Raw genomic sequence first — 12,511 nt, 5'->3', positions numbered from 1 at the left:
TTCAATATTATGAGTTTACGAGATCGCATCAACGAAGATTTGAAGGCTGCTATGAAAGCCGGAGATAAGATTCGGACTGAAACCATCCGAGGACTCCGTGCTGGGATTATCGAGTTTGAGAAAAGTGGTGCTGGCCGTGAAATGACTGTCGAAGACGACCTGAAGATTTTGACCGGAGCTGCGAAGAAGCGCCGAGAGGCTATCGAACTGTATGAACAAAACAATCGGCCAGAACTGGCCGAGAAGGAGAAGGCGGAGCTCGCAGTCATTCAGGAGTATCTCCCGAAGCAGATGACTCGCGAAGAAATTGCCGAGCGTATCTCGCAGATAATCACGGAGACTGGCGCTGCAGGACTTCAAGATTCGAACAAGGTCATGCCTGTCATAATGAAGGAAGTCAAGGGCAAGGCCGATGGCCGATTGGTCCAAGAAATCGTTAAGGAGCGCCTTGCCGCTCTCATCACCTAATGTAATCTCTTATGGTCTTCGATATTGTCCTTCTGATACTTCTGCTTCTGGCCGCACTCAATGGCTGGCGCTCGGGTGCGATGTCCATGGTACTTTCGATCGTGGTGCTGGCGGCAGCGTTGGTGGCCGGCTCCGTGTTTGGCTCGAGAATCGGAGAGTTGCTGCACATCGGCCCGGACTGGATCCGCCCCGTGATTGGCTTTCTGTTTACCTTCCTGGTCATCATGATACTGGGGAGTTTTGTCAAGCGGATGCTCCGACCGGCGGCAGGGTTGCTTCGCGGGCTTGACGGATTGGCCGGCGCTGCACTCGGGTTTCTTCGCGGATTAGTCGTTCTCAGTCTTTTCCTCGGCATTTTTAAGCTCATCCACTTCCCACCGTCAAGTTGGACGGAGCACTCCAGACTTTATCCAAAATTTGTCCACATCTCTGGCTGGGTGACCGGCGAAATTACCCAACTGGCACACGGATCCGCTCCGATTTGAATTGCCGAAATCAGCGCGCGATCGCCATCTCCAAAGATTCCTAAAGAATTATTTGTAACCGGAGGCACCCTCGAGCGTTTTAAATGCAGGGTCCTCTGTGGGGTCAGTGACGATCTCACACCGATGCGGCCTTCTCGTACGATAGACTATGCCGCGTCTTCGATGGATGAGCGATCATCCACTCGAATGCAGGATAAGGGAACGCCCCGGTTGCCTAACGGTGGCCGGGGCTAATTTTTAGGAGACAGACCGATGAATTCTCCCGCGTGCCGGTTTTTGAAGATAAAGAAGGTCTTGTGGCAACTCACAATTCTCAGTTCCTTTGTTAGTCTTATTGAAAGCGGGGCCACTCTTGCGCAGACACCCGCTGCGCCAACGAGCCAAAAGCTCGGCTTTTTGATCGGAGCGGTTGGAGAGATAGATGCGGTCAGCTATCAGACCGACCCATTCAGCGTCGTAAGTCCTCTTCCATACTCAATTGCAGAGAATGGCTATGGAACAGGCACATCGCTTGGGTTCAACATTGAATTTCCGCTCTCAGAGAATCATCAGCACTTCCTCATCATTGAAACCTTGCTTGATAGCAAACCGGCTGATTTTGTCGACATCTCGGCGCCACGCCGGATCCCGGATACTACTGCTGCTGACGAGATATTGGGGGGATATGAGTCAGCATCACTCGAATACTTACTGCTCGATCTCGGATACAAGTTTAACTTCCTCAAAGCTGTGCAAGCTCCCGACGGGTTTGCCATACAGCTTTGTATGAGCGTGGGCATGAACGTGCAAGCTGAGTACACAAAAACAATAACGCATTACTCAACGGCATTGGGCTATCGACAGCAAAACGTCGTTGAACCCGTTGAAGGACTCCGAAGCATGCGATTTGCCTTGCGACCAGAGATGCTCTATGATATTCCGTTGACGGCTACAATTATTCTCACACCCGAGGCGGGCATGGATATTCCTCTAACGAAAGTCACAAACTCGCCATCATGGTTGGCACGCTCGTCATTTGCCGGACTTGCATTTCACGTCACGGTAGGACAATAAGAGCGTGGAACACCTCATGGGGTGTTTCCATTGGCGCTAAAGACACTACCCGCGCACGCAACGCGAGGGGGGTATGTGGACCCGAGGGGACTCGAACCCCTTACCTGTAGAATGCAAATCTACCGCTCTACCAGATGAGCTACGGGCCCCGGTGGGAAAATATGAAAGATGAAGTATAAAATATGACTCAGTCCTTACTCCAGACTGACTCTCTTCATATCTCATACTTCATATTTCATATTTTCCCCGTGTGGGCCTAAGTGGAGTTGAACCACTGACCTCCCGCTTATCAGGCGGACGCTCTAACCAACTGAGCTATAGGCCCCACGCCAATGACGAATTACGAATGACGAATTACGAATGAGGTCCATTCGCTTACGAACAGTCGGTATCCATTCATAGAGCGCCGCAAAAACCGGCCATGTGGTTTTCGCGTTCCCCCGGTAGGTGCACTTTGCTGTTTAGTTTTTTAGAGCCTCTATTACATCAGCGATGACATTGTCCCAGTTGCCCGGCTCTTTTTGCCAGAAGAGCGACATTGTCGGGTACCATTTCGTATCATCTTTACCAATCACCCATCGCCAATCAGGCGTGTGCGAGAGCATCGTCCAGACGGTCTTGCCCATCGCTCCGGCAAGATGAACGATCGAGGTATCCACGGCGATGATGAGATCAAGATTCTGCAGGACCGCCGCAGTATCTCCAAAATCCGATAGCTCATCCCCAAGTTCGATCACCAGCGGATGATCTGCATGTTTTCCCTTTTGAAGGCTGAAGAAGATTGCGTTCTGCTTGTGAGTCTCGATGATTGGCAGGAGAGTCTCAAATTTCATCGAGCGGTTGCGATCGTCCGGATTATTCGGGTCGCCCGCCCAAACAAGTCCGACGCGCCGCTGCTTTCGACGTTGAACCTCACGTCCCCAGCCAATCCCGGTGAGGCGGTTGAGCTTACCTCGCCATTCTGTCACGCTAGCGGCGCGCGGCGCGAGGTATGGTTTAAAGGCCGGGAGTGTCTCATACGTTAGGCCTAATGCGGAGACAATCGAGAGTAGGGGTATCTGCAACGAAGAACCCGGCAGTGCTTCGCTCCGGCTCCACCGCACATTCGCGAACTTCATTGAGTTCGAACAAAGCCTGTACAAGTCTGGCTGAATATCGACAACAACTTCGCAGTCCATCTTCGCCAGTTCACTCACGAAGCGAACAAATTGGAGCGAATCGCCAAGTCCTTGCTCGGCATGGACGAGTAATGTCTCACCGTGGAGCGGCTCACCATTCCATTGTTCCTTTCGAGTGAAGGAGCGGCGCGATTTCCAACCCGGGGTTTGGAAGCGCCATTCATACTCGCAGAAACCACGGGCGAGATCCCCGGTACTCAACAACACATGTGCGAATCGATAATGGGTGACCGGGTCCGAAGGATCAAGCGCAATTGCCTTCCGAAATGTAGCTACGGCATCGTCAAACTGATGTGCGAAATACTGTGCCCAGCCATTTTCTCGGAGGGCTTCTAAGCTCTTCGGTTCAAGGGAAAGCGCTACTTTGAAGACATTAGAGGCCTCTTCAAAACGATGAAGCTCACGCAGGGCCAGGGCAAGGTTCAGATAGGCATCGAACGAGGCGGGCGCCAATATGGTAACGAGGCGAAATTCTTGCTCCGCTTCAACGAATTGACCTTCTGACATGAGAAGGCGGCCTCGATTGTAGCGTGCTGGAACATTATTCGGCCGGACAGCAAGCGCAGCTTGAAACGAGTCATGTGCTTCGCCTACACAACCCAACTCAGTAAATGCCAGGCCACGATTGTTCCAAAGTCCAACCGCATTCCGATCGAGTGCCAGCCCTTTATCGATGAAGGCAAGCGCTTGCCGGTGATCGCCTTCCTTCATCGCAAGAAGGGAGAGTTTGTGGTACGCTCCGATCTCTTCGGGATGAAGATAGACGATTCGGGCATATGTGCGGCGGGCGAGATCGAGTTTTCCACGTTGCTCGTAAGCTTCGCCAATCTCGAAAAGATCTTTGATTGTCATGTGGATCTTCCTCCGAAGATATTCATGAAACCTGGCCGAGTGCGATTGGTTCAGCTAATATCAAAGTGTGGAAAGTCAGTCTGTACTTTTTGCAGACGGCCGGAAATATTTTCCGACCAGATCTGTAAGTTTGGCAGAGGGACTTTCACGCGGTTTTCAGGAATGCCCATAATTAGGGCGTTCATCGAGATGGCACGTAGTTTCGAATGCGGTTAGGTAACAATCTCTGTCACCGGATCGATATGGGGAGCAATCACCTCATTTCGAGAACGGGTAACCTTTTACATCTCACAATCCATCTCAGGAGAAACCAATGGCTATCACAAAATGGGAACCTCGAGGCGATTTCGACCTCATGACGCGCGGAATGCGCAGGCTCTTTGAAGACTTCGATCACAACTTCTTCAACTTCCCGACGCTCACAGCGAAGCAAGGCGGCTACATGCCTTCCGTCGATATCAATGAGGACAAGGACAACCTCTACTTCATCGCTGAGCTTCCTGGGCTTGCTTCCGAGGACGTGAAGATTACGATTTCGGAAGGTGTACTCACCATCCGCGGCGAGAAGAAGAGGGAAGAGGAACATCATGACCGTAACTTTTACCGGATGGAACGGTCTTACGGTGAATTCGTACGGCAGTTCACACTGCCCGAAGACGTAAAGGAAGAGGACATTCAGGCTAACTTCAAAGATGGAGTCCTGGAAATCCTGGTTCCGAAGACGGTGCCATCCACTCCGAAAGAACGCGAGGTCAAGATCGCTTCGAACGGCGCGAGCCGAAAGGCTGAAATATCGCAAGGCAACGGCCGAGCCAAAGCTTCTTAAGCACTCGCGAATCACAGTTACAAAGGGCGGCAGATGACGAGTCATCCTGCCGCCCTCATATTTTTGTCCAATCCATGCCCCTGTGTCTGAAACCATTTCTCCTCTCGTTTGCTTCTTGCGGCGGCTAAGCTAAAGAGCTGGCCGAAATACTCCCAAGATGGCAAGACTAACACACCAAATCTACCCAATCACGACCGGTTTTCACGGCCCGTCGCGCCCCGTTCCGAATCCTGAACTTATTAAGAAATACGGCTACGAAGCATTCGTGCCGTTCAAGAATTCAGCGGACAATTCGGACGAAGACCTACAGGCAATTGCGAAGGAAATCCGGCGAGACATCGTACGCGAACTCGTCGAAGCGAAGAGCGGTCATTCTGGGGGACCACTTGGCTCGGCAGATATTTTTGCCACGCTTTATTTTGGCGGCGTGATGCGGTACGATCCGAAGAATCCTTGGTGGCCGGAACGCGACCGCTTTATTCTCTCTGCCGGTCACATGTGCCCGGTACTATACTCAACACTGGCGAATGCTGGATTCTTCCCGAAGCCAGAACTCCTCACGCTCCGCAAATTCAACTCACGGTTGCAGGGACATCCGGGACGGGACATGGGACTCCCCGGTATCGAAAGTTCGACCGGATCGCTCGGTCAAGGACTTGGGATTGCCGTAGGCATGGCTCTCGCCGACAAGAAAGTTGATAAGAATGGTCGACATGTTTTTGCTTTGACAGGAGATGGTGAACTCTCCGAAGGTGAAATTTGGGAAGCCGCGCTGATTGCTGCCCATTGGGAATTGGACAACTTCACAATGGTGGTTGACCGCAACCATTGTCAGATCGATGGCCGTACCGAAGATGTACTAAAGCTCGATTCAGTCGCAGATAAATTTCGCGCATTCAATTTTCATGTGATCGAGTGCAACGGCAATAATATTAGTGAGTTACGAGCTGCGTTTAAAGAAGCGCGAAACACGAAGGCCAAGCCAACATGCATCGTTGCCGAGACATTTATGGGCAACGGAGTTAGCTTTATGCAGGACGATTATCGCTGGCATGGGAAGCCTCCGACGCCAGAGCAGGCAGAAGCGGCGCTTGTCGAATTAGGCTAGAATGTTAGAGGGAATAAGGTAGGAAGTTAAGATGGCAATTGCAGAAGTCTTGGACAAAACACTTTCAATCAAGGACGTTGCGGTGAACGGCGGGACAAATGGCGCAGCGGGTGGCATACTCCGCTTCGAAGCACACAGTAAAAAAGCGACGCGCTTCGGATTTGGCGAGGGACTGGTGGTGCTTGGCGAGCGATATGAAAACGTCGTCGTCATAGGCGGCGATATTACCGGCTCGGTTATGACCTCCTACTTTAGGGACAAATTTCCGGACCGCTTCTTCTCCATGGGCATCACCGAAGCGACGGCGACACTCGTGTCGGCTGGACTCGCTCTTAGCGGTATGATTCCGTTCTTCGCGACCTACGGTGCGTTCGCATCGTGCCGCAACACGGACATGCTTAGGATCTCATTGGCATATAACGACGCCAATGTAAAGATCGGCGGCGGTCATGCGGGCATTTCTGTCGGTGAAGATGGCGCCACGCATCAGGCACTTGAAGAAATTGCGATCGTTCGAGTGATACCCAACATGACTCTGGTCGTCCCGTGTGATTACCTCGAAACGAAAAAGGCAACCATCGCTATTGGCGAACATTGCGGACCGTGTTACATTCGGTTTGGGCGCTCGGACGTCCCAAGCTTCACGCACGAAGATACTCCGTTTGAACTTGGGAAAGCACAGACGTTCCGCGAAGGCAAAGATGTTACGGTAATCGCATGTGGACCCTTGGTATGGGAATCCCTGGTTGCCGCGTATGAGCTTGAGACAGAAGGCATAGACGTGCGAGTCATCAATATGGCCACCATCAAGCCGATCGACCGCTCGGCAATCCTAAAAGCCGCTCGCGAAACAGGAGCGATTGTTACCGCCGAAGAGCACCAAATTACAGCTGGCCTTGGGGGTGCGGTCTCTGAGGTGTTAGCGCAAGAATGCCCGACTCCGGTTGAGTTCATCGGTGTCAAGGACACATTCGGCGGCAGTGGTAAGCCGGACGAACTTATGAAGTATTTTGGACTGACATCAAGCGATGTAAAGACCGCGATCCACAACGTTCTGGCTCGCAAAAAATAGCGGGTGTGTTCGATGTAAAGATTTGACCCCGTTTGCAGCTTGCTTGCGGGGTCTTTTTCTTTCTTTCCGATCATCTAATGATTCAAACTGAGTCCTGAATCGTCATTAACATCGAAGACTCCGGCGAACTAAAAGTTTGCAGTGCGGCGTTGCTGACTTGCTCAATCAGGATTGGCTTTTGCAGCGGGTCAACCGTTCCGAAACCACAGTTATCCGCCCGGTTTCATGTATGATATTCGCTTTGCGCTGGTCTGCCAGCTACGAGCGATCATGTGGGGTACCGAGAGGAACAGAGCATCTCGTCGATCGGTGAGCTATATCGCTCGGCACTCGCGTCAACACTGACATCAACGTCTGCATCTGTATCACGCACACATCAATCGTTAGCACTTCATGCGCAGTATACGTCTTAAGAGCCATAGACATCCCTCGCTTACGTTCAGACTATTGTTTGCAACGAGTCTAGTCAGTTTTGGCCTTGTTGCGATGAGCGTCATATCGACGACGCCAGCATTGGCACAAAAGGGAAAGAAGAAGGCTGGAGCCAGTCACGAGGCTGTGTCCGGTGACAAATCTCCCTGGCTCATCAAATGGAAGGGGGGAAGCGTTGCGCTTACGGAATTCGAATCCGCGTATCAACGGATGAACGGAAAGACTGCGTATGGAACTTCGCTCGACAGCCTCAAAGACTTTCTGAGTATTTACGCGGATTATCGACTGAAGCTGCAGGAAGCAAGGGAAGAGGGTTTGGACAAAGATCCCAAAATTCTGAAAGAGATAGAAGGATATCGTCACATGCTGGCAGGGCCATACATCCTCGATAAGGAGGTAACCGATCCTGCAATCAAAGCCATGTTCGAGCGACGCAAGTGGGAGGTCCGCGCCGGACATTTCTTGGCAAGTGTCAAGAATTGGAATGACCCTGCCGATACGCTCAAAGCCTATAAGAGGGCAATGCACGCAATCAAAATGCTCGACCAGGGTTATCCCCTTTCCTACATTGCAATGTCCCCGGCAAATCGAGCGATTCTTTCGCGCGGTGACTCCAATTACCTTGCGCGCTCGGAGCATTTTGGGCCGGACTCAACCAACCCGGATAACTTTGAAGGCTCCGATGACAAATCGACAGCCAAAGTTGGTGGCGATCTCGGCTTCTTTACCGGTGGTATGACGGTTCGTACTTTCGAGGACGCCGTCTTTAGTCTGCAGCCAGGGGAGTATACCAAGGTTCCTGTTCGAACCCGTTATGGATACCATGTGATCTATCTTTACGAGAAAGTCCCTCATACGGGAGGGGTTCACGTCAAGCACATTCTCGTTGCCATGCCGCAGGGTCCTGGAGACATTGACACGATGGTATACTATCGCAAGGCCGATAGCCTCCTTCAGAAAATTAAGGCAGGTGCAAACTTCGAAGACGTCGCTCGCGAATCATCTGACGACAAGTTCTCCGCCGCCCGTGGCGGTGAAATGGACACCATCAGCCGTGATGACCCGGCCCACCGTGCTGAGCCATCATTTGACCGTGCTGCCTACAACTTAAAGGATGGTGAGATTTCCGGCCCCGTTCGCACAACTTTCGGCTACCATCTTATCAAGCGTATTAATGGGGTCCGCCCGAAGACATTCGAAGAGACGAAGGAGCAGCTCAAGCAATTCTATAAGCGGTTCTTCTTCGAAGAAGATAAGAACAAGTACCTTGCGGGGCTAAAGAAGGAATTTCATCTTCGCGTGGATTCAAACGCGGTGAATTATATCATGGCGCGTGTTGATTCATCCCGTACTTCCGCCGATAGCACATGGGCGCGAAAGCTTACAGATCGCTCGAAGACCATTTTCCAGATCGGTGATGTCAACTGGACGGTCGGAGCCCTTATTGATACTCTGGATGCACAAAAGGGCGCGCCTCTCGCGCGAAATGCGATCTATGACCTTGTTTCCAAGAATATCGAGGAATCTACTCTCTCAATCGAAGGTCGGAACATGGCTACGAAGTATCCAGAGTTTGAAAAGATCATGGGTGATTACAAGAACGGCATCATCTTGTTCGATTTAGAAAACAAGAAGGTCTGGTCACGCGTCACACCAGACAGCTCCAATGAACGGACCTTCTATGAAGCACACAAGGCGAAATTCCTTTGGCCGGAACGTGTCGATGTTTCTGAAATATTCGTGACGAGTGATTCGCTCGCCAAGCAATTGTACAAGCGCGTCATGGCCGGCGAGAACTTCGATACAATCGCGAAGCAATACACGGAGCGCCCTGGTTTCAAGGCAAAAGCTGGACATTGGGGTTTGCTGATGAAGGACGAGAACGAACTGGCGCGGCGCGCATTCGACTTCGTGACCGATGAAATTAAGGAGCCGTTTGCGTTCCAGGGGGGCTATTCGATTGTCCGCCTGAACAAGCGGGAGCCCGTTCACATGAAGACCTTCGAGGAGGCCCGGCAGGAAGTCGCCAGCCAGTATCAGGATGATCGGGCCAATGAGCTGCGGCAACAGTGGGTCGAGGAACTCCGAACCAAGTACGGTCGGCAGATTAACGAGCATCTGATCACTTCCGAGTGGCAGAAACAGCACGGCCAAACACCTGACCAAAGCGCAGTCGTGAAGTAGAGCTTGCAGGTTATTTTTGAAGGCCGGAGCTCAATCGCTACCGGCCTTTTCTTTTTCGCTTCAATAACCGAGCGCGCAGGAACTCGCGAAGCCCCCAGCTAGCCTTGTCAGCCTTCTGCCGGCTAGACGTTTTGGTGAAGATGGAATGACAGTTCCCCAATGAAAAAATAATGTCTGAACTAAGCCGCCGCCGAAAGACTTCCACTCAGTTGCAATTTTAACTATGAGATTCAGTCGTTTCTTTCTCCTGATTTTCTTCGGTCTTACCATTCGAGCGGCGGCCCAGGCACCAGTCACTCTTAAGGAAGGTCAGAGGCTCGATGCCGTTGTTGCGGTCGTCGGCAGGCATCCCATTTTGAAGTCTTCGATTGAGGCGCAGGCGCAGCTCTTCGTTATGCAGCGCGGCATGGCTGAGATGCCAGCTGATAGCATGATGCGTTTGCGTCGCCAGATTCTCGATATGGAGATCGACCAAAAGGTAGCGCTCGCCAAGGCCGATGAAGACTCCATCACGGTAACGGATGCGGAGATCGATCAAGCACTCGACCAACGGATCAAAAGCTATGTTGCGCGGTTTGGCAGTGAGTCCGCAGTAGAGAAGGCATTTGGCCAGTCAATATCCGAGTTGAAGTCCACGCCTAGCATTCGAGACCGAACTCGCGAAACAATACTCGTTCAGAAAGAGCAAGAGAAGTCGATGCCACGGGTACAGAATGTCTCCCGACAAGATGTGGCCGAGTTCTATAATCTTTATAAGGATTCGCTGCCAACGGTTGGCGCAGGTGTGGAATTGGCAACGATCGTGAAGCTGATCACACCGCAGGGCGATCAAAAGCAACGGTCGCTCGCGTTTGCGCGATCGCTCGTCGATTCTCTGCATCACGGAGCAGACTTTGCGGAGTTGGCTCGTAGGTATTCACAACACAGCACGGCAGCGAGTGGCGGTGATCTTGGTGCATTTTTTCCCCGCGGGACGTTCCTCCCGGCATTCGAGGAGGCGGCATTTGCGCTAAAGCCTGGTGAAGTCTCCAACGTAGTGACAACCGAGCAAGGCTATCACATTATTAAGCTGCTGGAGCGTCGTGGTGAAGAGATTCATGTCGCGCAGATCCTGATTAAGCCAACCGTAAGTTCGGTGGACGAGGCGGCTGCTCGTGATTCGCTGGAGTTGATTCGCGCGCGTGCGATGAATGGTGAAGACTTCGCCAAGTTGGCATCGACCTATTCGGACGATCCCGAAACGCGGTCCTTCGGAGGATCGCTGGGCCGCATTCGGCTCGAGGATCTTGCAGCAGAGCAACGCGCGGTGGTTGATTCTCTCAAGGAAGGTGAAGTATGCCATCCCGTCAAGATTGCCTACTCTGGCAACCGGACCGGCTGGCAGATCGTCAAGGTCCTCCGCCATATACCTGAGCACAAAGTATCTCTCGATGAGGATTACCGCGATCTTGAGGCAGCCGCGATCCAATGGAAGCAGTCGCAGGAAGCTGCCAAATGGTTGGCGGCTGCGCGAAAGACCGTATATATTAGCATTCACGACCTCGCCCAATATTATTGATGCAGTCCGAGAATTTGATTTCTGCGGCCCCATCCCGGGCCGCTTCCATTCCGTTCAGCGAGTACGACCTCGATAACGGACTTCACGTGATCCTGGCACGCTCGACTGGTGTGCCACTGGTGACTACAAACCTCTGGTATCATATCGGATCGAAGGATGAGGATCCTACGCGAACCGGATTTGCCCATCTCTTCGAGCATATGATGTTTCAGGGTTCCCGCAATGTGGGTAAGACCGAGCACTTCAAATATATTCAGCAAGCCGGTGGGCTGTTGAACGCTACCACAAGTGTCGACCGAACTAATTACTTCCAAACGCTACCCTCAAGTGACCTAGCGTTGGCCCTCTGGCTGGAAAGCGATCGCATGCTTGCGCTCAACGTGACTGTGGAGAATTTCGAGAACCAGCGTGATGTCGTCAAGGAAGAATGGCGACAACGTTACAAGAATCGTCCATATGGCTCGGTTTGGGAAACGTTGATGCGCCACGTCTTTCCAACGAGCGGATATAATTGGATTACGATTGGCTCGATGGAGCACCTCGACCGTTCAACGATTGACGAGGTCCGCGCTTTTCATAGCACGTACTATAAGCCGAACAATTGCTCGCTTGCACTCAGCGGCTCATTTGATGAGGCCGAAGCCCGGCATTTGATCGACAGGTATTTCGGAGGTATTCCCAAAGGTGAAGACATCGTGCGGCCAATCCAGGCGATCGAGGACATCGCAGGGTCCATTCATCTTACAATGGAAGATACTGTAAGGCTGGCCGCCGTTCACATTGGCTGGCGCTCCGCACCAGTCTTTCATCATGATGAATACGTACTTGATTTGCTTGGACACGTTCTCGACACAGGACGTAGCAGCCGGCTGTACCGGGAGTTGGTTTATCGCCGTCAAATTGCCCGCGAGACTGAAGCATTTAATTATTCACTGGAAAAATCCGGCGCGTTCGTCGTAAGTGCCAAAGTTCAGCCAAACAGCACACCTACGGAAGTGGAGGCTGCGATCTGGACAGAGATTCAAAAAGTGAAAGATGATCTGGTCTCGGATGCCGAGCTTGAGAAAGTAAAGAATCGAGTGGAAATGAGCTTGGTTACTGGCCGTAGCGAGCAGGGCAGGAGGGCCGATACACTCCAGCGCGCTTATGTTTTCAAGCGGGACACCGCTCAGGTAAATCGCGAGCTTGAGATCTACCGGTCGATCAGTGCCGATGAACTTCGAGACGCCGCGCGCCGGTATCTTGTTCATGAGCGCTCGGTCGCGCTTTATGTTCTTCCCAAATGATCGCAATGA

10 protein-coding genes and 2 tRNA genes are annotated in these 12,511 nt (G+C 52.1%); 9 read left to right on the top strand and 3 right to left on the bottom strand.

Going from position 1 to position 12,511, the window contains the following annotated elements:
• Positions 1 to 9: 9 nt before the first annotated feature.
• The 3 genes from Q8902_05335 (at position 10) to Q8902_05325 (ending at position 2,006) form a co-directional block, all read left to right on the top strand.
• Positions 10 to 468 (top strand): GatB/YqeY domain-containing protein, encoded by a 459-nt coding sequence (locus Q8902_05335; GenBank protein MDP4198976.1) that lies wholly within the window; start codon positions 10 to 12, stop codon positions 466 to 468.
• An 11-nt stretch (positions 469 to 479) separates the two neighbouring features.
• On the top strand, positions 480 to 953 hold the full coding sequence (locus Q8902_05330) for a CvpA family protein (GenBank protein MDP4198975.1): 474 nt from the start codon (positions 480 to 482) through the stop codon (positions 951 to 953).
• Between the two features lie 252 nt (positions 954 to 1,205).
• Positions 1,206 to 2,006, top strand: a complete 801-nt coding sequence (locus Q8902_05325; GenBank protein ID MDP4198974.1) for a hypothetical protein — start codon at positions 1,206 to 1,208, stop codon at positions 2,004 to 2,006.
• Positions 2,007 to 2,082: 76 nt separating this feature from the next.
• Here the strand turns inward: Q8902_05325 and Q8902_05320 are convergent.
• The 3 genes from Q8902_05320 to Q8902_05310 form a co-directional block, all read right to left on the bottom strand.
• A tRNA-Ala gene (locus Q8902_05320) sits at positions 2,083 to 2,155 on the bottom strand.
• A 102-nt stretch (positions 2,156 to 2,257) separates the two neighbouring features.
• A tRNA-Ile gene (locus Q8902_05315) sits at positions 2,258 to 2,331 on the bottom strand.
• A gap of 136 nt (positions 2,332 to 2,467) precedes the next feature.
• The gene (locus tag Q8902_05310) at positions 2,468 to 4,036 is read right to left on the bottom strand and encodes a tetratricopeptide repeat-containing glycosyltransferase family protein (protein ID MDP4198973.1); all 1,569 of its coding nucleotides are present in this window, start codon (positions 4,034 to 4,036) and stop codon (positions 2,468 to 2,470) included.
• Between the two features lie 313 nt (positions 4,037 to 4,349).
• On the opposite strand from Q8902_05310, the gene Q8902_05305 reads away from it, so the two are divergent.
• From Q8902_05305 to Q8902_05280, 6 genes are all read left to right on the top strand, one after another.
• Positions 4,350 to 4,862, top strand: coding sequence for an Hsp20/alpha crystallin family protein (locus Q8902_05305; GenBank protein MDP4198972.1), 513 nt, complete (start codon positions 4,350 to 4,352; stop codon positions 4,860 to 4,862).
• Positions 4,863 to 5,019: 157 nt separating this feature from the next.
• Positions 5,020 to 5,970: a transketolase gene (locus tag Q8902_05300; protein MDP4198971.1), complete on the top strand. Its 951-nt coding sequence runs from the start codon at positions 5,020 to 5,022 to the stop codon at positions 5,968 to 5,970.
• A 31-nt stretch (positions 5,971 to 6,001) separates the two neighbouring features.
• Entirely contained in the window at positions 6,002 to 7,042 is a 1,041-nt protein-coding gene (locus tag Q8902_05295; protein ID MDP4198970.1) for a transketolase C-terminal domain-containing protein, read from the top strand.
• A 486-nt stretch (positions 7,043 to 7,528) separates the two neighbouring features.
• Positions 7,529 to 9,658 carry a peptidylprolyl isomerase gene (locus tag Q8902_05290; protein MDP4198969.1) on the top strand — a complete coding sequence of 710 codons (2,130 nt, stop codon included), beginning with the start codon at positions 7,529 to 7,531 and terminating at the stop codon, positions 9,656 to 9,658.
• Between the two features lie 223 nt (positions 9,659 to 9,881).
• A complete protein-coding gene (locus Q8902_05285; protein MDP4198968.1) occupies positions 9,882 to 11,216 on the top strand; it encodes a peptidylprolyl isomerase in 1,335 nt (444 codons plus the stop codon).
• Positions 11,216 to 12,502, top strand: coding sequence for a pitrilysin family protein (locus Q8902_05280; protein MDP4198967.1), 1,287 nt, complete (start codon positions 11,216 to 11,218; stop codon positions 12,500 to 12,502). Before Q8902_05285 ends, Q8902_05280 begins: the two co-directional genes overlap by 1 nt.
• Positions 12,503 to 12,511: the final 9 nt, after the last annotated feature.

This window comes from Bacteroidota bacterium (genome assembly GCA_030706745.1).
GTDB lineage: Bacteria > Bacteroidota > Ignavibacteria > Palsa-1295 > Palsa-1295 > PALSA-1295.
This window is presented reverse-complemented; position numbering and strand designations above follow the sequence as displayed.